Below are 19,695 nucleotides of genomic sequence, written 5' to 3'. Positions count from 1 at the left end.
GAAAAACCATCGTATGTAAAACGATGGTTTTTTAGCCTGCGTAAGTATTATTTATTGTTTCAAATCAGTTGTTTGATGGATTGAGTGTGTTTTAAAGCCTGCTCTAAACTGGCTTTTACCAAGATTTCTTCTTTATTCGTCCCCAGGCTTACCATAGTCCGGGCAATTTCAGGCCTAATTCCGGTCAATATTGTTTTTACTCCGATAAGCTGTAAAGACTGTATTACATGAAAAATTTGCTGGGCTGCCATCGTATCCACCAATGGAACCCCGGAAAGATCAAAAATGAGATACGTTAATTTTAATTGAACAGCGTGTTTTAATGACTGTTCCATTAACAGCTGAGCTCTATCGATATCTATTTTTCGGATAAGCGGTAAAACACCAACACCCTTTGTAAGAGGAATAACTGGTACAGATAATTCCATGGAAGCACTTTTCGCATCCTCCATGGCTTTCTGATAAATTCGAACGTAAGAGAGGCTTAAATGGTAAACAGAACTGTCAATAATTGGGTCGATCAATGATATAACTTGAAAGACACTGACAAATTATTGGCGCTTGTTTCCTGGAGGAGAGCCTCCCAGATATATTTCCGGTAATAACTTATATCTTTGATCGTTTTATCAAAAGATGCACCTACATGGAAGCAATATTCTCGCTTTTCCCAGCCCCATGATACTACTTTTTCAAGTAACTCTTTTGTGTCTGACTTCTTTTGGAGTGTTTCCCCGACTATAGTTAAAAATTGGATTCGAAAATCCATGATATTTTGCACAATTCGTTTGTATTCCTGACTATCCAGAACTGCTAATGGAATCCCGGCCACTCTGGCTTTATGAACATTTTCAGCAATCTCCTGCTTCTTTGTTAAAATTAAATCTCCCAATAGCTGTATCTTTTTATCCATAGCTTCCCCCGAAAATTCATTGTAAATGGACACAAAGAGATCATTCTTACTAGAATTGTACTAGCTGGCTGACTTGAAGGCAATTACAATTGTAACCCTAATAAGCATCCTTTTGAAAAGATCAGTTAATCTATTTCCAAATATTTTATAACATGTATTTCTGGGGATTTATCAAAAATAAGTAAAAATAAAGGGAGAAACAACATGTACCGGAAAATCTTCAGCCAATTCATTGTTATATGTATCTTCATATTTACTGGCCAGTATTTAGCACATGCTTCTTCAGAATGGCAAGACCCGAATGTGCCAATTAGTTTTAAACTGAAGGTGCTTCCGTGGAATGAAGCTCGCACCATTATACCAAGAAAGTCAATATTCACCCTTATTGATGTTCAAACAGGTTTGCAATTTAAGGTTCAAAGACGAGCCGGCAGTCAGCATGCAGATGTTCAGCCGCTGACCGCGCATGACACTTCCATAATGAAAAAAATCTATGGCGGAAAGTGGAGCTGGAAAAGAAGAGCAATTATAGTGTTGGTGGATGATCATATGATAGCTGCCTCTATGCATGGTATGCCTCATGGGGCAGGCGCACTCCAAAATAAATTTCCGGGTCACTTTTGTGTCCATTTTTACGGGAGTACCACTCACCGTTTGAATAATGAGGATCCAATCCATAAATTGATGATCATGAAAGCTGGAGGCAAGGATGTCACCTATTTAAATACGCTGGATCCTTATGAGCTGATCCATTTATTCACACTGGCTGTCAATATGCGTGATCAAAACCTTTTGAAAATTGTAATGCCGCAATATGGCGCTGTTGCATGCGCTAAGGAACAAATAAAAGGTATTTCCTTTATCAGCCTTCTTTCACACCAAGGACAAACAAAAGCTGAAGATGGAATTGTTGCAACTGAGATACCAGTTAAAGCAGCCTATTCTTCTAAGAAGCATGGAAAGCAAAAAAGAATGTTAAATTTAATATTGATCAGGGAAGATCTGACTGGCCGGTGGCAGATTGATGGTACTTCTTTATGTGAAGAAATAGATGAAAATAATCACTAAAAATGGTTTTTTACAAGTCACTTTCGTAGAAAGTCGTTAGTCGCTTAGGCGGCTTTTTTATTTTGATTGACTGTAATTAAAGGGGTTGCGGGCAGTAACAGAGAAATACAAATAGATGCTTATAAAGGTTAAAGGGAATCTGGCCGCTTTCTTGTATGAAGCCACATAAAAATAATGACAGCCACATAAGAAGCAGAGCTGGCCACATAAATTAGTAAGTTAGCCACACAAAGTTTTTGTTTATCAACATAAAAGTCTAATTGATCCAAGTAAATTATTCTATTAAAGGTGGAGTACGCGTACATCCGGCATTTTACATACAAAACAGAAGAGAATGACGAAGCACCCGGATACGTATGGACAAGATGAAAGCGCAGGGAAGAAATTTTTTGATACATACTCCTATTATTGTGGCTAAAATTTTATATGAATACATGTGCTTGTGGAATGAACATTTGCCTGGCATTCTGAGGGATTATATTTGCATGGATCTCTGTCTTTAGGAGCATATGAAAACGCCGCAAGTGATATTGATTTTCTGCCATTATAAATAAACGCTTAACAGAAGAACAGCTATTAATAATATCGGACATTCATAGGACGATAGGCAGCAAGTATCCCCAGCCTGAAATGGTTTTCTGGAAAATTGAAAATTAATAAGAGATCTGGCAGCTTAAGTCCTTTAGGTAATGTATATAGCATCCTTCCTGTAAATAAAGTAATACAGGAGGGATCAATGATGTCGAAGAGAAAACTATACCTGTTATGTATTTTATTAGCGATTATCTTCCTTTACGTCAGATGGCCGGCTGAATTGCGGCAATCTACAACATCAGAAATTAAGATTATTAAAAAAGAGCATACAAAAAATGATAGCCAAGCGTGGATAAAGGTGATTAATCCAAACAGCCTGGGAGCTAAAAACGAATTCAAAATTAATATAACGGAGCCCATGGTATGGAACTTAATTAAAGAGAATGAAAACTACTTAGCGACCTATAAAAAGAAAGGGAACAACCCCTGGGAATTAACACAAATAGCCGTCATAGGGGAGGATGAAGCCTTAAAGTAATTAGGATAAATCGCCCATGACACGATCACATATAACCTGAGTCTTGATCGGACTGTAAGAAGGGAGTTACTTACTGATTTCCTGTCATGGGCCTGATACATTCTTTTTTGAAGTATTTCGCTGGCTATTGATAATGGTTATCATTTATAATCATTCTATAAAATAGATGATTGGGGCTGTTTTAATGTTTGTTCAGGTAAGAAATATAAAAGTTACAGAGGGTAATTCGGAACAAGTAGTGAATCGGTTCAGTAAAGAAGGACTCGTAGAAGAACAGGAGGGCTTCATAGATTTAACTGTAATGGTTAAAAAAGTGAGGCGGGGTAATGAAGAGGTAATTATTTTGATTCGCTGGGAATCTGAACAGCATTGGAAGCAATGGGAAAAAAGCGATGCCCACATTGCGGGTCATAAAGCCAATCTTGGCAAGCCAAAGCCAGACTATATCATCTCTTCCGAAGGTGCTGTCTATCAAGTTAAAGCGGTCAAAACGGGGAAGCAGGAGATCATCGATTAATGATCTTTGCGGCATCAGATTTAAGGCAGTACATACGAAAAAAGTGATTAAGTATCTGAAAATATGCTATAATATAATAAATTAATTATGAAGCGTACTTGGAGGAGCCTGTCACCAAGGGACTATTATGTCCTTTGGTAACGGGCTCTTTTTGTATTCTTTTTCAATTAAAACAAAATATATAATTAGGAAGGTGGAACTTATATGTTATTAATTTTACAATTGGCCATTATTTTAGCTGCTTCCAAAATAGCCGGCAGTTTAAGTGTAAGACTGGGGCAGCCATCAGTACTTGGCAAACTATTGATCGGAATCGTGCTTGGGCCCTCCGTTCTGGGGCTGGTAAACGAAACTGAGACTCTGGAACAGTTTAGTCAAATCGGAGTCATTCTGCTAATGTTTATAGCTGGTCTGGAAACAGATGTGGATGACTTTAAACGAAGCGGCAAAGCATCAACACTCGTTGGGTTTGGCGGGATTTTAGTACCGCTTGTTCTGGGGTATTTAGCAGGCATCCTTTTAGATTTATCAACACTGGAATCCTTATTTTTAGGATTATTGCTTTCAGCGACGAGCGTCAGTATCTCTGTTCAGGCACTTAAGGAAATGAATCAATTAAAAACCCGTGAAGGGAGCACCATTTTAGGAGCAGCCGTCATCGATGATGTGGTTGTCATTATCGCTCTGGCATTCTTAATGAGTTTTGCCGGCGGGGATATTAATTTAACAACAGTGATAGTAAAGAAAGTATTATTTTTCGGGGGAGCTATTTTGATTGGCTGGAAAGCCGTTCCCTGGTTCTTGAAAAAGTTTTCATCTTTAAAGGTTACAGAAACGGTTATTTCATCTGCTTTGATCATATGTTTTGTTTATGCCTTTTTAGCTGAATATACGGGAGTGGCAGCCATAATAGGTGCTTACATTGCCGGAGTGGCCATTAGTGTCACATCATATAAGCATGAAGTGTTTGAGAAGGTTGAAACAATCAGTTATTCCATTTTTGTTCCTGTATTCTTTACATCGATCGGGATTACTGCAGAGTTTTCTGGAATATCCAGCAGTTTCGGTTTAATCGTTCTATTAAGCATCTTAGCTATTCTAACCAAGTTAATCGGGGCAGCGGCTGGTGCGAAAATTGCTGGATTCGGCTGGAGCAGTTCGTGGGGGATAGGAGCCGCCATGGTATCACGTGGAGAAGTTGCACTTATTATGGCCGCCATCGGGTTAGAAGCAAAGCTGCTCAGCCAGGACATGTTCGCTGTAATTGTCGTCGTTGTTCTTGTTACAACCATAATCACCCCACCCATGATGAAATGGTTCTTTAAACCTGTTGAACAAGCTGATACATATTAAAAAATTACTTGTATTTAAATAAAGCTGCATTTGCAGCTTTCAGACTGTAGACAAATCCAAAGAATTTTCGGATTTACTACAGTCTTTTTTTAGTATAATTAAGGTATTACTCCATAAAGGTGATGAAGAAATGCTTACCAAAAATACACAGATGAATCGTGAACAATTAGAAATGATTACTTTAGAACAGCTGGTACCTGCAAACCACTTAGTTCGAAAAGTGGAAGCTGCTATTAATTTTTCATTTATCTATCCACTAGTTGAAGAGATGTACTCGACTGAACGTGGTCGTCCAAGTATCGATCCTGTTGTATTAATCAAGATGACATTCATCCAATATATGTTTGGTATTCGTTCAATGCGTAAAACAATAGAAGAAATCGAAACGAACATAGCCTATCGATGGTTTCTTGGCTTCGGTTTCTATGATAAGGTACCTCATTTTTCCACCTTCGGTAAAAATTATGAACGCCGGTTTAAGGATACGGATATATTTGAACAGATTTTCTACCGAATTCTAAAACAAGCTTCCGATAAGAAGTTGGTTAGTAATGAACATGTATTTATTGATTCTACGCATGCTAAAGCAAGCGCAAATAAGCGTAAATTCGAGAAAAAGGTTGTGCGTAAAGAAACGAAAGCTTACCAGACTCGTCTCCAACAGGAAATCAACAGTGACCGTAAAGAACATGGTAAAAAACCGTTCCCTCCAGATAAATTTGAGAAGGAAGAACATAAGGAAGTCAAAGAAAGTACCACGGACCCAGAGAGTGGTTATTTACGTTAAGGATGAACGCACAAAGCAGTTTGCCTATTCTTTCCATGCAGCTGCGGATAAGAATGGTTTTGTCTTAGGGACGATTGTTACACCTGGAAATGTTCATGATAGTGTCATGTTTGAACCACTACTCGAAAAAGTCATAGAGAACTCTGGGAAACCTTCAGCTGTTGCTGCTGACGCTGGATATAAAACACCTGCTATCGCTCAATACTTACTTGAAAATGAGATTCGTCCTGCTTTACCTTATACTCGTCCGCGTACTAAGGATGGTTATTTAAAAAAGCATGACTTTGTTTATGATGAACATTATGATTGCTACCTTTGTTCGCAAGGACAAGTTTTAAAATATAGCACCACAACGAAGGAAGGCTATCGTCAATACTTCTCTAATCCAGTACAGTGTAACGATTGCTCCCTCCTTTCTCAATGTACCCAAAGTCAAAAACATAAGAAGCTGATTCAACGACATGTTTGGGAAGAGTTTCTTGAAGAAGCTGAACATCTTCGTCACACAGAAGAGAATAAAATAATCTATGCACGACGAAAAGAAACAATTGAACGTGTATTTGCTGATGCAAAAGAAAAGCATGATATGCGATGGACAACTTTAAGAGGCCTTAAAAAATTGTCCATGCAGGCGATGCTTACTTTTGCTGCCATGAATTTAAAGAAACTGGCCAGCTGGACATGGGTAAGTCCAAAAATGGCATAATAAGTTACCTCGGAGAGGTCTGTTCAAAGATAAAAATGCGAAAAAAGACAAAAGGCATTCGGAATAGGCCTATTCCGAATGCCTTTTGTCGACAATCTGAAAGCTGCATTTGCAGCTTTTTTTACTGTCAGGAAGGAATTTGTGATTTGTAATATTTATGTAATAATTGTAATAAAATAACCGCTATGTAAAATTTCATATACACTCACATTTGTATATAACTCTTTTTAAGACCTAACACGTTATTTACATAGTAAGATATTACCTCTGTGTAATAGGCTGAAATAGAGGCTTTTAAAGAGCATACAGAGTTAGAATCAGCCTCGTGAAGGCGATTAAATCCTCGTTTATTTTATTCATTTTTAACATCATTGTAACGTATTAAATGGGTATTTTTAGTAAAATTAAATAGTGATCTTTGGAAAGAAGGGGTGCTATTTTGAAAGAAATGATATTTACTGATCAGGATGTATTAGTTATGCTGGACGAACTGTTAAAAGAGAAATCCCGATTTGATTGGAATACCTTTTATTCTGACCGCGAAAGAGAGGTACCGATTTTTGTTAACCATCCAGATGAGAATTTAGTGCAATATCTGCAGGAAAGAATCATTGTTCCGGGAAAAGCCCTTGACCTTGGCTGTGGCGCTGGCAGAAATGCCATGTATTTAGCAGAAAAAGGCTGTGTATAGTGGATGCTGTTGATTCATCTAAAGAGGCAATCAAATGGGGAATGGCAAGGGCAAAAGAAACGAATGCAGAGGTAAACTTTATAAACAAAAATATTTTTCTGCTTGATATTGATGAAGGTTCATATGATCTTGTATATGATTCTGGCTGTTTTCATCATATTCCTCCGCATAGAAGGATGAGCTATCTGAATCTGCTGAAAAAGGCTTTAAAACCGGGTGGGTTCTTTGCAATAACTTGTTTCATACGAGGCGGGGAACTAGGCGGTGCAGAAATAACAGATTGGGATGTTTATAGATTGGGCAGTCTTAGAGGCGGGCTGGGGTTTACGGAGGCTAAGTTAAGAGCCATTTTCAAGGATTTTGAGGTTATAGAAATTCGAAGAATGAAGGACATAAATGATGAAAACATTTTCGGAAAGCCGGATCTTTTGACTGCCTTGTTCAGGTACAAGTAATCCTCCAACAGCGCTGCCTCAATAGCTATTTTTATACTATACAAATATGCAAGGAGAAACGGACATTATTAACGGAAGGAATATTTACTTGAGGCTCTTAATTGGTGGTCTTTCGGAAGTGCGTATGATATACCTTCTGTAAATTGGATTCAGAAATGTCAGCCGCCAAGAAAAGGTTTTGTGCCTCACCCAGTAATATTTCTTTTAGTTTTTGAAGCTTTTTTGGGCCTACTCCTGTCAATTTCTCAGAAATCACTATATGGATTGTATCATCACTAATAATCTTCCGGATGCTGCCATACCCCGTTCTTTCGATTTTTCCTATTGTGTATGTAAAAGAAAAACGCTGCTCCATATATGAAGATAACTCAGGCAGACCTAAGCCTTCATATACAGGAGGAAACACATGAAGAACGGGAGCAGCTGTTAATGTTAAGCTGGAAATGTTCATTATATTCTCCTCTCGATCACACTATATTATTATTGCCATATTATTAAGTGGTGAACACAATTAACATAACGGAAATAGATAGTTCATAAATTAATGCAGGTCTTGCTTTTACAAAAATCAACAAGCGGTAATTTTTATTACCTAAAGGTTTATGTTTTTTTAATCGATACTATAAATAAAACGGGGAATGGCGCCCCATGCAGGATACAATGGAGGAGACATTCCTTTGCTCCGTTAGAATTCTACAACCGACACGCTTCGAAAGGGGTGTTTTGTTTCGGTCTCATGCGACCAGTACTCAGACTTGTTCATTGGAGATACCTCTTTTTAGTAACTGAGCCACCACGTTTTCTTGATTTACGGCTCGAAATAACCTTTCGACCTTTGCTTTCTAAGAAACAGGTTTCATCTACTTCTACTATTCCTTCAAATGTACCGACTCTTTCATTCACTAGAGCAGTAAAGCCAAAATTAATCATGTTCGGATAAAGAATCTGATGATGGAGAAAATTTATGAACATATGTAAATAAAGGTAGTAATTATTCCCCTGGCTAAAAGCATCGTCATTTTCTAAACTTCTATAGCTCTGTTTAGTTAAGATACATGAACTAGCCGAATACATCTCTGATTCTTTATCCAAATAAATAACAATTAAAATAATACAAAATGGCATCCTGTTCGGATGCCATTTTCTTTTCCAGCCTTTGTATTTATTATTCTAAATTTAAAGACGTATTATGAATCCTTATCGTATAATTGGATTGCTTTTCTGCACGACCTATGGACCTATTTAAGCAAAAACGTGACTTTTATACCCTGTTTTTTCTTTTTTTTAACCCTATAATATCTTCTGTACCTATTATAGAAAAATACATACCAAAGAGAGGGAAACATGAAGAAACTTCTTTTGTCGGCTGTTGCCGTTTTAATGTTATTGCACCTTGCCGCCATACATGCCAGTGCTGCAACGAACGTACAAGTGTATAACGCTACCTCCCTAAATTTACGGGAACAACCGTCAACATCCAGCAGAATTATTGCAAATGTTCCGAGCGGGACTGTGTTGCAGGCAATAAGCACCACTGGGGATTGGGACAAAATTTACTACAATGGACAGACTGTCTATGCCTCGGACCAATATCTCAGGCTCTATATAACCAAATACAAAGTGACTGCCACTTCGCTGAATATCAGAGAAACTCCTTCGACTTCTGGCAAAATTTTGGGTTCTTATGCACAGGGAACCATCATCAGCACACACGGACAAACAGGTAATTGGAAAATCGTCACATACAACGGTAGAGATGCTTATGTATCCAAAGATTATTTAACGGCGGTCACAGCTTCCACTACGACAGTGAAACCTTTAACAATAAGTGATGTCATCGTATTAGACCCTGGACACGGAGGAAGCGACCCAGGAGCTGTCGGGTATGGTTTATACGAAAAATACATCACTCTCGATATAGCAAAAAGAGCGAAAACCAAACTTGAAGCAAATGGAGCGAAAGTTTACCAGACCCGAAGCACGGATGTATATGTTTCTCCTGAGACACGTGCCGCTTACTCCCAAAAGGTTGGAGCGGACATTTTTGTGAGCATCCACAACAACTCGTACACATCTTCTTCAGCTAACGGACTTGATACCTATTACAATGGTTCCAGGGATGAAGATGACAACCGAATCAATCCATACCCAGCCAAAAGCAAGGAACTTGCAACATTCATCCAGAGTTCCACTTACTCGGCAACTCGTTTGAAAAATAACGGAGTGAAAAGTGAATCATTTATCGTTCTTCGAAAGAACACAGTTCCGAGCGTCCTTGTAGAAGTAGGATTCCTGTCCAATTCATATGACGCATCTCTGTTAAAGACCACCTCATTCAGAGATAAAGCAGCTCTTGGCATTACAAACGGGATTGTGAGCTACTTCAAAAAATACTAAATTTCAATGCAAAAACACAGGGACTATACCCCTGTGTTTTTTTAACATCACTTGTTCGAATATATTCTGTAAATTCCACCGTTTTCGGCAGATGCTTCTCCATTAATATTTTATGCTCTGTTAAAGGTAGTGGTTGATATTAATGCCAGAGAAAAAAACCGCTAAGCTGAGCGAGTTTTCGTGTTTTAATTAATGTTAAGTGTGTTCGTACTATTTTTCACCATTACGATCTTTTCCAATAACATCTTAATTTTCAGAAGTGATTTTTATTACTAATACCTTTTCTGTACCTATAACCATACTTTTTGCAATCTTTTTCAACCGTTCAGTTTCTATTCGAGGGTTATTCCTGTTAAATAAAAAGCAATCATTGTACAAAGGAACAGTCTTGTGAACTGAAAAGGTATAATAAAAAGATAAAGAGCGCGTACGCGTTTCTTACCATATGTACTGTTAGTTTAATGGACTGTTTTCATGGCTCTTGGCAAAGATTTAAAGTAATTTGGGGATAATATCTATTCTAAAAGCTGCTTACACTCATCTTTCTAAAACTTCCACATATACAATGTCGGAGAAATTAATTTTTGTTAAGAACGTTTCCGGCTGAAGCTCTAGATAAATGATTTTTGCTATAGAGTCTAACCGGTGTGCCAATCCAGTATATTCTTTGTTAAATCCGTCTTCCCATAAGGTTATCTTCAGTAAGTAGGTGAATTCCATTGCTAAACAGATCTTGCTTTCAAATTCCTGAATTTGATATTCATCCAGAATGGGTTTTTCCAGCTTGTAATAATCTTGCGTTACCTCCTTAAGCATAGCAGTGTGTTCAGGCATAAAAAACGCACCCTGCCATTTTATTTTTCCACGGTCCCTGAGTGACATTTAAATTCCCCCTCAGTGATAGTATACCCGCAAACAGGAACAAATGTTCTTATTCTAAATAAAAAAATTATTGTTGTTTTCATGGGAAAGCAGACCATCTATAAAATTCACTTTTTTGTTATTAGAAATATGACACAGGTTCTCTAATACTCAGCCTAATCATTCGGTTTCTCCTGGCCAGATCATAACTTGGGCCGGAAAACAAACCATCCTCATACAACAGTCATACACAACTTTAAAAGCACGAAAAAACATAATTCGAGATTCATCCTTAGATTGCCGTTTTTTTTATAGCAGGTATATTAGAGGAACTGTATAATTATTACATAAATATCAGCAAGTGAATGTATCTTATTTTTTATGACCTATCCCTTTTTTTAGGAGGCATTAGTGAGAAACAGAGGATCTGTAATAATCATTGAGAACCACAGGATAGCCTTAATTAAAAGAGAAAGAGATCGATGCGTGTACTATGTCTTTCCGGGAGGGGGAATAGAAGCAGGAGAATCCCCTTCCGCTGCCGCTAAGCGGGAAGCTTTTGAAGAGCTGGGAGTGTCAGTCCTAATCAAAGAGCTATTTGGTACTGCTGAATATAATGGCACCCAGTATTTCTTCCTGGCTCATAGTACAGGAGGAGATTTTGGAACAGGGCAGGGACAGGAATTTTTCGATTCAGGAAGGGGAAGAGGCACTTATAAGCCTATATGGGTAGAAATAAACAGTCTTTCCTCTTTAGATGTAAGACCAAGACAGATAACTGAAAAGATATTGAAATATTATGGGAATGGATGTTATCGGTGAAATGAAGCTAAATTAACGAAACGGCTCTTCTTCAATTATTTGATAGTTAGCAAATTAAGATTCTGAGTCATTTAATATGCAAGTATTAGACACGAAAACGTGGGAGAACAGACGAGCTGATTATTCAGGGGGTATCATTTCATATTCCTCCTTTAAATTAGATGCTTGTCATATTTAAGTGGTTTGTTATTGAATATATAGTGATTAGGTATCCATATTGCTTAGAGAAGGTGGAAAAATCATGTACAAGCTTAAAACTAAAGAAACAGATAACAATGTAATTGAATTTATTGAAACAGTCGACAATCCCAAAAAGAGGGAAGACGCTTATCAATTATTAGTCATATTTTCTGAAACGACAGGTTATCATGCAAAGATGTGGGGCCCAAGCATTATTGGATTTGGCTCTTATCATTATAAGTATGAATCCGGTCACGAAGGGGATGCACCCCTGGTCGGTTTTTCACCTCGAAAAGCAAAAATTAGTTTATATTTTGCAGTAGGGGACAATGAACGGGAACATTTGCTGCAGGACTTTGGGAAACATACGGCCGGAAAAGCTTGTGTGTATATCAATAAATTAGCGGATGTAGATAAAGAAGTCTTAAAAAAGTTAATTATTCAATCTGTAGAATTTTTACAACAAACTTATCCATAGCATTAAAAGCTTTGAGAACCAGCAGGGATTTAACGTTTTTGCAGAATATGATATTTTTGCATTCCATAATATTTTTACTTTTTCCCGCAATTAAGATAAAAAAACCGCACTAACAGGGGATTTTCCTGCGATCTAAAACTGCAGTAAATTTTTAAGGAATGGATTAAAAATTAACATTTTCCGCAGGTAAAACAAGGTCTTTTACTAGACAAAACAGTTCATACATAAAAAAGTTCCCGGAGGCAAAACTTAATATCATGAATTAATGGAAGGAGGGCTGACATGGTCAAATCGAATCCTACAACAAAAGATGATGATAAGCTGCCGGAAAATAATAATGCCAAGAATCGTGAGAAGAATATACAGGCACAGCATAATAAAGAAATGGGAAAACATAGCTATTCCAAGAAGACAGATCATCTTTAATCAAAACGGGATTTTTTCCAGCTTTTTTTATGGCCTTTTTTATTACCACTTTTAGCTGCTGTTTACATGTTGCAAATCGCCATTCTTTCGCTAAGACTACATCATTGTTTTGCTTCAACGCCAGGAAAATAGCATTCTATTACGGGAAGGTTAATTGAAATAGAGGGAGAATACTCTTTCTATAGGTGTTTGGGTAGGGTAAGGTGAGCCGAACACGAAAATATCCAGTTGCACCGTGAGCCGTCATCAGTACCTTCACATATTTTTGTTAACTTTTTTATATTAAGGACTTATGGTACCACTCTGTCCGGAACTATTCAAAGGTTATGTGGTATACAGGTCATCTGGAGCTGGATGCTACCATTTCAATTAATGAAAATCGTTTTTTCAAGCAGACAGTATGAGAGATAATTACGACAAAGGAGAACATGTTCATTGAAAGTTTATGGTCCGGATTTATTTAAAGGCACTGCCTGGTATTATTCACAATATAGACCTCTCTATCCGCCTTCACTAATAAGGTTTTTAATCCAAAGGTTCTCACTGGATGGAAATGGAGCTTTGCTCGACTTAGGGTGCGGAAATGGAAGACTTGCGTTAAGATTTACCGATTGGTTTGAGCAAATAAGGGGAGTTGATACAGAGTCTGAAATGATTGATGAGGCCAAAAGATTATGCAGACAACAAAGAGTCGAAAATATGGATTGGTTTATCGGGGATTTAGAAGAATTTTCTAATCAGGATCAAACTACTTTTAAATTAGTTACCATTGCACAGGCATTTCACTGGATGGATAGAGAGACAATGCTGAAGATTCTATACGAAAGAATTATATCTGGCGGAGGTGCTGCTATTATTGATTATTGTAAACCAAATCAAGAGCCTTTAATATGGCAAAGGAAAGTCGATGAAGTTGTCAAACACTGGTATGGGAATAAAAGAAGAGCCGGTGATACCACTTATTCTCACCCCAGAATCACTCATGAACAAATGATAAAGAATTCCAGATTTACATTAGAAACTCACTTTATGCCTACATATGAAAAACTTTGGACCGTGGAGGAGATTATCGGAAACTTGTACTCTACCTCATATGGATCTAAGAGATTTCTGGGAGATCAAGTTCAATCTTTTGAAGCAGATTTAAATGAACAACTTCTTAAGTTAGATGATAAGGGTGAATTTAGAGAAAAACTTCATGTTTCCGTTAAACTTGCCTTAAAAGAATGAATTAATAATGAAATAATAAATATAGATGTAAAAAAATGTGAACTTCTAGGACGCTGCAAAAATAATTGAGTTTGATAAGAATCAAACAAGAACTACTGGAGCCATCAGCTGACAGCTGGCTTTTATTATTAATCCTAATTGAGAGCCTTCTATTATTTCTTAAGCTCTGTTAAATTTGCCAGTTTACATGGAAAAACACTCGCTTTCCGCGGGTGGTCCGCCTCTTCTCATGTTTAGCCTGTGGGGTTTGCCTGGCCCGCTTTTCCACATGAGTTTCGCGTATCTGTTTAAATCAACATAGTGCCAAAATCCAAATAAACTTTAATATAGACATACCTTAAAAGAGGAAGGTTTTTCAAGAGATTATTTTTTTAAAATTTCATATTTTTAATATATTAATAAAAATACAAAATATGGTACAATTTATAAATATGGGGAGGTGATTGAATGGCTGACAATATAAAAAGGGAAGTTTATTCCTGGGGTAAGTCTATTCTTTTTGCCTTATTTATTGTATGGTTTTGCAGGCAATTTATTTTTGTTCCTGTATCTGTTCAGGGGGAGTCTATGGTTCCTACTTTTGATGATAAAAATAAGATTATAGTGGCTAAGATTAGTAAGATTGATCATTTTGATTTGGTCGTCTTTAGTTCACCAGTTTCTGATGAGAATCATATTAAGAGAGTAATAGGATTACCAGGGGGATCGCGTGGAAATAAGGAATGATGTTTTATATATTAACGAAAAAGAATATGGAGAACCTTATTTAAAAGAAAACAAAGAAGAGGCTCTATACAATCAGAATTTAACGGAAAATTTAAATGTAATAGTACCTAAAGGTTCTATATTCGTCCTTGGAGATAACCGATTACATAGTGGAGACAGCCGGATATATGGGTTTGTTACTAAGAAATCTATAGTGGGTGAAGTTAAATTCCGTCATTATCCGTTTCAGGATATTGGTATTCCTAACTAGATGGCTAAACAAAGATAATGGCAAGCGGCTCAAGGTAAATACATTCCTTAGGAATAGACCTGCAAAAATTCTTTAATATGTTGTATGGAATACGGCAAGCACTGAAGGGAGACAAAAATGGATTTACCGATGATTCATATGTATTTCGTATTTTTCCTTATCACTTCAGCCATTATTTGTACAGTGATTGGTAGTTTTATTACCAGGCTGACTTGGAGTCCATTTACTGGGTTTATTTCATTACTAAGTACTGGGCTTATTCTGTTACTGTTGATTCTGTCCTGGTATAAAGAGAAGATAGCGGAAACATACATTGGGACAATCCCTTACTTAATTAATGTCTTATCTGTCGTTATTATATTTTTGATCTATCTGGCTGCAGCAGGGTTATTCTTTCGGAAAATTAGTATGAATCTAAAAGATTCTTGAACTATTTTCCTATATCCTTCTTTCCTTGAATGTTCTTTAATCGAAAAAATAAACGTGAGGTTAATTATTTGAATACTCTAAAAAATGATGGTTTGCAGTTTCTGGATTTCTTACATATACAAGAAGCTGAGATATCTAAATATCGGCCATTGGCTGGCTCATTTGCCGTAATAAATTCAAAAGGAAAATTTTTGTTGTGCTACAACATTTGGAGAAAGCAATGGGAGCTGCCGGCCGGCCGAAGAGAAGGGAACGAAACACCAAGAGAATGTGCCATGAGAGAATTATATGAAGAAACATTTAAAGCGGAGTTCCTAAGGTTCCTTCGCTATTATTCTGGAAGTTTAAATTTTGAAAAGTATTTAGATATCAAGCTGAAGAACCCAGGCTATTAATGAAAAATAAGTGTAAATAAAAATGGCCATAGGGTGTGATATATGCCAGGAATCATACAAGCTGTATTTATTGACAGGGACGGGACTATTGGAGGAAGCGGTAATGTGGTCTATCCAGGGGAATTTAGGTTATTTCCGTCTGCAGATACCGCTCTGCTGCAATTAAAAAAAGCCGGAAAGCTGCTTTTTTCCTTCACTAATCAACCCGGTATTTCAATGGGAAAGGCTTCCCTAGAGGAATTTCAAAAAGAACTGACAGGCTTTGGATTTGTTCAAATATATCTTTGTCCCCATCAACACACTTACGGATGTACCTGCAGAAAACCATCGATTGGAATGCTTCTGCAAGCAGTAGATGAAAATGGTTTAAACCTAAAACAATGCGTGGTAATTGGAGACAGATGGACAGATATGGTTGCTGCGGAACAAGCAGACTGTATCAATATTTTAGTAAAGACGGGCGCAGGAGCAGAAGCGCTTAAGAAATATGAGAACAAAGAATTTTTTGCACTTTGGGGTGAAGTGGCACTCGATTATGCCGCCGCTGATTTATTAGAAGCAGTGGAATGGTTAAACTCAAATTACAAATAAATAAAAAACGCTTCTGTCATTTATCCTTTTTGTTTTTAAAAAGCGGAATCCTATATAAGGTAGCACTATAAAAGGATTTGCACAAATAGTGTCGAATTATATTAGAAAGTAACTTAAGGTGGATTAACTTCATGGAATTTTCAATCAATAACGAGTGGTTTATCAAAGCAATTTCAGATGTAAGTAAAGCGGTATCCCCAAATACGAATATTCCGATTCTGGCAGGAATTAAACTAATCGCAGCTAAGGAAGCCATCACGCTCATAGGAAGTAATTCAGAAATAGCTATAGAGAAAAAAATCCCGGCCCGTATAAAAGGGGCAAAGGTTTTTGATATCTATCAACCAGGCAGTGTTGTAATCCCCTCTAAATATTTATATGAACTAATCAAAAAAATGCCCGGTGACCTATTAATTAAGGTTAATGAAAGCCACACTGTTACCATACAGTCCGGTGAAATAATATCCAGATTGAATGGCTGGAATCCTGCAGACTATCCAAGTCTACCAAATGTCGAACAAGCAAAATCGTTCCACGTTCCGGCGCTTCAGTTGATCGATTTAATAAAACAAACCGTTTTTGCTGTATCTAAAAATCAATTGAAACCGGTGCTTTCCGGAGTTCATATAGCTGTAAGTGAAGCTTCTCTCATATTCTCTGCTACAGACTCTTATCGGTTAGCTGTTAAAAAAATTGATATACACTCGGATGTAGAAGGTTCATTGGTAGTTCCTGGTTCGAACATGGCTGAAGCAGCAAAATTAATCACTCATGAATCCGGTGAAACAGCTATTCATTTTACTGAACACTACATCGTTTTCATTATTAATTCGATTTCTCTTTATTCACGGTTAATTGAAGGGGTTTTTCCAAATATTGCAGGGATCATGCAAATACAACCAAAAACAAAAGTAACTTTGGATAAAAGAAAGCTCCTCCAATGTATTGATAGGACTTGTTTGTTTGCACGAGAATGGAGAAATAACAATGTAAACTTGGAAATACAGCCTGATTCTAAAATTCTAATTTCTTCTAATTCATCCCAAATAGGGGCCATTCAAGAAACATTGGATGTAAAAATAGAAGGGGATACAAACTTTGGTATTTCAGTCGATGGCAGTTATTTACTGGATGCCTTAAAAGTAATAAACGGAGAAAATGTATCAGTAAAATTCGGTGGCACCATGCGTCCAGTTATCATTGAACCGCTGCATGACCCATCACATCTTCAACTTATTTCGCCTGTTCGATCACAATAATAAAAAGTGGGGATTGGAGAAGAATTGGAGTAAAGGAAAAAGAATTAGAATGAAATGAATCAAATGATATAAAAGTAACGGTAAATATCTAGAATGATCGAATTGTGTAATTGACCATAGGGACTGCTTTGGAGTTTCTATGGTTGAAAGTTTTCTGCAGTACACTCTTGGAGTAAAATTGGGGCTCCAGCTTGTCGCTTGGTGGGAAGATTTAGTTATACGATTTTACCTACAAAAGCCTTATCAGGGTTTGTGATTGCAAATATTTCTAGGTTCAAGAAATCTGAACTCCTTGAAGTGATGGGGACAGATTATATTTTACTGGCAAAAGCAAAAGGAATCGGAGGCACTTATATCATGCCAAGAATACGGCTGGCAGAGAAAAAATATATAACTCCCTTCGAAACAATGAGACCATGAAAAAGAGAGGGAATAACCCTCTCTAGGCTCTATAGCTGCTTGTGTTCTCCTTTTGTTTGAAACACAGGTCTTTTAGATAATGAATAAAGTGAAAAAGCAAAACCGACTCCTAAAAGTGCTGGAACCGCCCAGATCAAATCAGATGCTGACATGGTGAACCTCCTCGTGATGATTTGTAGTTATAGTTACCCGGCAACAAATGGGTTATAAACCAGTCCGGTCAAGGAAAAGTCAGATAAATAAAAAAGGATACTTAAAGTGTCCTGCTTAAAAAGCTTCTATATATACTCTGTTATTAGGATTGAAAGTTATACTGTTCTTCAATCTTACCGTCCTCATCATGAATAATAACCATAGTACAGGCTTCTTCAGCCATTCGTTTGGCTTCCTTCACAGCTTCTGATTTAGACTTTGTTTTATAATCGGGCTTGTCCTCACCCTCTGTTTTAACAGCCCATCCTTCTTCGTCATGCGGCACTACATGAAACCTTGCATCGTCGGTTCCAGCCCTGTCTTTAAAGTATTGATCACGTTCCGGATGATTTCCATTATTGCTGTTCTTTGACATCTCTCATCCCTCCTCCTATATATTGTTTGCAGTGTACTTTTACCCGTCCATCAATTATGAAAACCTCAGGAACTGATGACTTGATACCTAATTCTTAAAATGGAGTTTGGTTCATCTCAAACACGGTTTCAGACTTGCATAAGAAAAAGAGGAGCAGTGGATAATAGAAAGGATTTTGTTTGGAAAGGAGTAATTGTATGGGTGATACAAATAGAAAAAAAGGAAACCATGATCCAGGTACAGAAGGTGTTGAACAGCCCTTAATGACAACAGCCGGCACTGATCCAGGATTTGACTGGGATACCGACGGAAACAAACTTGGTGCGAAACCAAAAATTGGCGGCACAGCTGCAGGCGAAAAAAGACCAACATGAACAATGACTAAAACAGCTGCCTAGAAAAAAGGCGGCTGTTTTAGCTTTTCGAGTTAGAGTAAAAAGAACATGTTCCTTTACACTTTCAGAAGAAAATAAAAGAAACATATAAAAATATAAAGATTAATAAGTTTCGTAAACTTGCTGGTCTTTCTAAAAAGGTATTTGTACTTTACAGTTAACAACATTAAAATTTCAAGCATACTAGATTAGGGAAACAATATTTAACATTTTTATATAATGGTAAAATTAGAAAGAATATGTAAATTACATATGCAGTTTCCAACGCAGCTCTCCCTGATTTCTATACAGGAAGAAAAGAAAATTCATTTTACTCTAGGTGGAGATTTTGACAGGTCTTTTATTTTTTCTTTTCAGTATCATCATATAAAAACTAATAGTAGTTTCAGCAATAATAACCGTGTGCTAGTGAATAAGAAGGGGATCTTGCTTTCTCAGCTGGCAAAATGGTGATAATGTCACAAAATAAAAGTTCAAATGGAAGTGAAACATGAAAAAACATTTATTAAATTATTACTTCGTATATGGCTCGGCCAGGATATGGAAAAAGAAATAAATAATCTGGAAAGGAATAAAGATGGTTTTAATAATGATATCTTTATGTTTCAACTTCAGGATTCAAAAGGTGAAAATCTGTCCAGAACTCCAGAAGCTGCTGCTAATATAACAGCGGAGCATGAAAATCATATTTGGTAGAGGAGTGTAATCT

23 protein-coding genes and 4 pseudogenes are annotated in these 19,695 nt (G+C 37.1%); 19 read left to right on the top strand and 8 right to left on the bottom strand.

Annotated features, from left to right (window positions below):
- Nucleotides 1-59 precede the first annotated feature (59 nt).
- Entirely contained in the window at nt 60-428 is a 369-nt protein-coding gene (locus tag JOC77_RS04105; protein ID WP_204538957.1) for an STAS domain-containing protein, read from the bottom strand.
- A gap of 92 nt (nt 429-520) precedes the next feature.
- Complete coding sequence (locus JOC77_RS04100) at nt 521-910, bottom strand: hypothetical protein (RefSeq protein WP_204538954.1); 390 nt, start codon at nt 908-910, stop codon at nt 521-523.
- Between the two features lie 204 nt (nt 911-1,114).
- Here JOC77_RS04100 and JOC77_RS04095 point away from each other — a divergent pair, with 204 nt between their 5' ends.
- Entirely contained in the window at nt 1,115-1,978 is an 864-nt protein-coding gene (locus JOC77_RS04095; RefSeq protein ID WP_204538951.1) for a hypothetical protein, read from the top strand.
- 128 nt (nt 1,979-2,106) lie between these two features.
- On the opposite strand, the gene JOC77_RS04090 is transcribed toward JOC77_RS04095, so the two are convergent.
- On the bottom strand, nt 2,107-2,376 hold the full coding sequence (locus JOC77_RS04090; RefSeq protein ID WP_204538947.1) for a hypothetical protein: 270 nt from the start codon (nt 2,374-2,376) through the stop codon (nt 2,107-2,109).
- A 341-nt stretch (nt 2,377-2,717) separates the two neighbouring features.
- Between JOC77_RS04090 and JOC77_RS04085 the strand changes: the two genes are divergently transcribed.
- From JOC77_RS04085 to JOC77_RS04065, 5 genes and pseudogenes are all read left to right on the top strand, one after another.
- The gene (locus JOC77_RS04085) at nt 2,718-3,050 is read left to right on the top strand and encodes a hypothetical protein (protein ID WP_204538942.1); all 333 of its coding nucleotides are present in this window, start codon (nt 2,718-2,720) and stop codon (nt 3,048-3,050) included.
- A 184-nt stretch (nt 3,051-3,234) separates the two neighbouring features.
- The gene (locus tag JOC77_RS04080; protein ID WP_204538938.1) at nt 3,235-3,567 is read left to right on the top strand and encodes an antibiotic biosynthesis monooxygenase; all 333 of its coding nucleotides are present in this window, start codon (nt 3,235-3,237) and stop codon (nt 3,565-3,567) included.
- 204 nt (nt 3,568-3,771) lie between these two features.
- Entirely contained in the window at nt 3,772-4,920 is a 1,149-nt protein-coding gene (locus JOC77_RS04075) for a cation:proton antiporter (protein WP_204538936.1), read from the top strand.
- A gap of 130 nt (nt 4,921-5,050) precedes the next feature.
- A pseudogene (locus JOC77_RS04070) lies at nt 5,051-6,413 on the top strand (IS1182 family transposase).
- Between the two features lie 439 nt (nt 6,414-6,852).
- Nucleotides 6,853-7,559, top strand: a pseudogene (locus JOC77_RS04065) (class I SAM-dependent methyltransferase).
- A gap of 97 nt (nt 7,560-7,656) precedes the next feature.
- Here the strand turns inward: JOC77_RS04065 and JOC77_RS04060 are convergent.
- The gene (locus JOC77_RS04060; RefSeq protein ID WP_204538933.1) at nt 7,657-8,010 is read right to left on the bottom strand and encodes a hypothetical protein; all 354 of its coding nucleotides are present in this window, start codon (nt 8,008-8,010) and stop codon (nt 7,657-7,659) included.
- A gap of 301 nt (nt 8,011-8,311) precedes the next feature.
- Nucleotides 8,312-8,441, bottom strand: a pseudogene (locus tag JOC77_RS04055) (IS1595-like element ISSpps1 family transposase); the annotation flags it as partial.
- A 462-nt stretch (nt 8,442-8,903) separates the two neighbouring features.
- On the opposite strand from JOC77_RS04055, the gene JOC77_RS04050 reads away from it, so the two are divergent.
- The gene (locus JOC77_RS04050) at nt 8,904-9,956 is read left to right on the top strand and encodes an N-acetylmuramoyl-L-alanine amidase family protein (RefSeq protein ID WP_204538930.1); all 1,053 of its coding nucleotides are present in this window, start codon (nt 8,904-8,906) and stop codon (nt 9,954-9,956) included.
- A 537-nt stretch (nt 9,957-10,493) separates the two neighbouring features.
- Here JOC77_RS04050 and JOC77_RS04045 read toward each other — a convergent pair.
- Entirely contained in the window at nt 10,494-10,838 is a 345-nt protein-coding gene (locus JOC77_RS04045) for a YolD-like family protein (RefSeq protein ID WP_204538927.1), read from the bottom strand.
- 390 nt (nt 10,839-11,228) lie between these two features.
- On the opposite strand from JOC77_RS04045, the gene JOC77_RS04040 reads away from it, so the two are divergent.
- From JOC77_RS04040 to JOC77_RS21805, 10 genes and pseudogenes are all read left to right on the top strand, one after another.
- Nucleotides 11,229-11,639, top strand: coding sequence for an NUDIX domain-containing protein (locus JOC77_RS04040; RefSeq protein WP_204538924.1), 411 nt, complete (start codon nt 11,229-11,231; stop codon nt 11,637-11,639).
- 241 nt (nt 11,640-11,880) lie between these two features.
- Complete coding sequence (locus JOC77_RS04035) at nt 11,881-12,297, top strand: DUF1801 domain-containing protein (RefSeq protein ID WP_204538921.1); 417 nt, start codon at nt 11,881-11,883, stop codon at nt 12,295-12,297.
- Between the two features lie 282 nt (nt 12,298-12,579).
- Nucleotides 12,580-12,723, top strand: a complete 144-nt coding sequence (locus JOC77_RS04030) for a DUF3941 domain-containing protein (protein WP_204538918.1) — start codon at nt 12,580-12,582, stop codon at nt 12,721-12,723.
- 435 nt (nt 12,724-13,158) lie between these two features.
- Complete coding sequence (locus JOC77_RS04025; protein WP_204538914.1) at nt 13,159-13,953, top strand: class I SAM-dependent methyltransferase; 795 nt, start codon at nt 13,159-13,161, stop codon at nt 13,951-13,953.
- A 447-nt stretch (nt 13,954-14,400) separates the two neighbouring features.
- Nucleotides 14,401-14,929, top strand: a pseudogene (gene lepB / locus JOC77_RS04020) (signal peptidase I).
- A gap of 117 nt (nt 14,930-15,046) precedes the next feature.
- Nucleotides 15,047-15,358 (top strand): hypothetical protein, encoded by a 312-nt coding sequence (locus tag JOC77_RS04015; protein ID WP_204538911.1) that lies wholly within the window; start codon nt 15,047-15,049, stop codon nt 15,356-15,358.
- 68 nt (nt 15,359-15,426) lie between these two features.
- Nucleotides 15,427-15,753 carry an NUDIX domain-containing protein gene (locus JOC77_RS04010; RefSeq protein WP_239558575.1) on the top strand — a complete coding sequence of 109 codons (327 nt, stop codon included), beginning with the start codon at nt 15,427-15,429 and terminating at the stop codon, nt 15,751-15,753.
- Nucleotides 15,754-15,795: 42 nt separating this feature from the next.
- A complete protein-coding gene (locus JOC77_RS04005) occupies nt 15,796-16,344 on the top strand; it encodes an HAD-IIIA family hydrolase (RefSeq protein ID WP_204538905.1) in 549 nt (182 codons plus the stop codon).
- Nucleotides 16,345-16,475: 131 nt separating this feature from the next.
- On the top strand, nt 16,476-17,603 hold the full coding sequence (gene dnaN, locus JOC77_RS04000) for a DNA polymerase III subunit beta (protein ID WP_204538902.1): 1,128 nt from the start codon (nt 16,476-16,478) through the stop codon (nt 17,601-17,603).
- A gap of 201 nt (nt 17,604-17,804) precedes the next feature.
- Nucleotides 17,805-18,023: a hypothetical protein gene (locus JOC77_RS21805; protein WP_204538899.1), complete on the top strand. Its 219-nt coding sequence runs from the start codon at nt 17,805-17,807 to the stop codon at nt 18,021-18,023.
- 29 nt (nt 18,024-18,052) lie between these two features.
- On the opposite strand, the gene JOC77_RS21535 is transcribed toward JOC77_RS21805, so the two are convergent.
- On the bottom strand, nt 18,053-18,175 hold the full coding sequence (locus JOC77_RS21535) for a hypothetical protein (protein WP_275585044.1): 123 nt from the start codon (nt 18,173-18,175) through the stop codon (nt 18,053-18,055).
- 143 nt (nt 18,176-18,318) lie between these two features.
- Nucleotides 18,319-18,591: a DUF2188 domain-containing protein gene (locus JOC77_RS03990; RefSeq protein WP_204538896.1), complete on the bottom strand. Its 273-nt coding sequence runs from the start codon at nt 18,589-18,591 to the stop codon at nt 18,319-18,321.
- A gap of 197 nt (nt 18,592-18,788) precedes the next feature.
- Here JOC77_RS03990 and JOC77_RS03985 point away from each other — a divergent pair, with 197 nt between their 5' ends.
- Entirely contained in the window at nt 18,789-18,965 is a 177-nt protein-coding gene (locus tag JOC77_RS03985) for a hypothetical protein (protein WP_204538893.1), read from the top strand.
- A gap of 498 nt (nt 18,966-19,463) precedes the next feature.
- Nucleotides 19,464-19,682, top strand: coding sequence for a hypothetical protein (locus JOC77_RS03980; protein WP_204538890.1), 219 nt, complete (start codon nt 19,464-19,466; stop codon nt 19,680-19,682).
- The last annotated feature ends 13 nt before the right edge of the window (nt 19,683-19,695 follow it).

This window comes from Peribacillus deserti, assembly GCF_016909175.1.
Taxonomy (GTDB): domain Bacteria; phylum Bacillota; class Bacilli; order Bacillales; family DSM-1321; genus Paraperibacillus; species Paraperibacillus deserti.
This window is presented reverse-complemented; position numbering and strand designations above follow the sequence as displayed.

Excerpts from the sequence above, each read along its gene's own strand:
- JOC77_RS04105 (WP_204538957.1), bottom strand. The coding sequence starts at position 428 with ATGGAATTATCTGTACCAGTTATTCCTCTTACAAAGGGTGTTGGTGTT.
- JOC77_RS04100 (WP_204538954.1), bottom strand. The coding sequence starts at position 910 with ATGGATAAAAAGATACAGCTATTGGGAGATTTAATTTTAACAAAGAAG.
- JOC77_RS04095 (WP_204538951.1), top strand. The coding sequence starts at position 1,115 with ATGTACCGGAAAATCTTCAGCCAATTCATTGTTATATGTATCTTCATA.
- JOC77_RS04090 (WP_204538947.1), bottom strand. The coding sequence starts at position 2,376 with ATGTATCAAAAAATTTCTTCCCTGCGCTTTCATCTTGTCCATACGTAT.
- JOC77_RS04085 (WP_204538942.1), top strand. The coding sequence starts at position 2,718 with ATGTCGAAGAGAAAACTATACCTGTTATGTATTTTATTAGCGATTATC.
- JOC77_RS04080 (WP_204538938.1), top strand. The coding sequence starts at position 3,235 with ATGTTTGTTCAGGTAAGAAATATAAAAGTTACAGAGGGTAATTCGGAA.
- JOC77_RS04075 (WP_204538936.1), top strand. The coding sequence starts at position 3,772 with ATGTTATTAATTTTACAATTGGCCATTATTTTAGCTGCTTCCAAAATA.
- JOC77_RS04060 (WP_204538933.1), bottom strand. The coding sequence starts at position 8,010 with ATGAACATTTCCAGCTTAACATTAACAGCTGCTCCCGTTCTTCATGTG.
- JOC77_RS04050 (WP_204538930.1), top strand. The coding sequence starts at position 8,904 with ATGAAGAAACTTCTTTTGTCGGCTGTTGCCGTTTTAATGTTATTGCAC.
- JOC77_RS04045 (WP_204538927.1), bottom strand. The coding sequence starts at position 10,838 with ATGTCACTCAGGGACCGTGGAAAAATAAAATGGCAGGGTGCGTTTTTT.
- JOC77_RS04035 (WP_204538921.1), top strand. The coding sequence starts at position 11,881 with ATGTACAAGCTTAAAACTAAAGAAACAGATAACAATGTAATTGAATTT.
- JOC77_RS04030 (WP_204538918.1), top strand. The coding sequence starts at position 12,580 with ATGGTCAAATCGAATCCTACAACAAAAGATGATGATAAGCTGCCGGAA.
- JOC77_RS04015 (WP_204538911.1), top strand. The coding sequence starts at position 15,047 with ATGGATTTACCGATGATTCATATGTATTTCGTATTTTTCCTTATCACT.
- JOC77_RS04005 (WP_204538905.1), top strand. The coding sequence starts at position 15,796 with ATGCCAGGAATCATACAAGCTGTATTTATTGACAGGGACGGGACTATT.
- dnaN (WP_204538902.1), top strand. The coding sequence starts at position 16,476 with ATGGAATTTTCAATCAATAACGAGTGGTTTATCAAAGCAATTTCAGAT.
- JOC77_RS21535 (WP_275585044.1), bottom strand. The coding sequence starts at position 18,175 with ATGTCAGCATCTGATTTGATCTGGGCGGTTCCAGCACTTTTAGGAGTC.
- JOC77_RS03990 (WP_204538896.1), bottom strand. The coding sequence starts at position 18,591 with ATGTCAAAGAACAGCAATAATGGAAATCATCCGGAACGTGATCAATAC.
- JOC77_RS03985 (WP_204538893.1), top strand. The coding sequence starts at position 18,789 with ATGGGTGATACAAATAGAAAAAAAGGAAACCATGATCCAGGTACAGAA.
- JOC77_RS03980 (WP_204538890.1), top strand. The coding sequence starts at position 19,464 with ATGGAAGTGAAACATGAAAAAACATTTATTAAATTATTACTTCGTATA.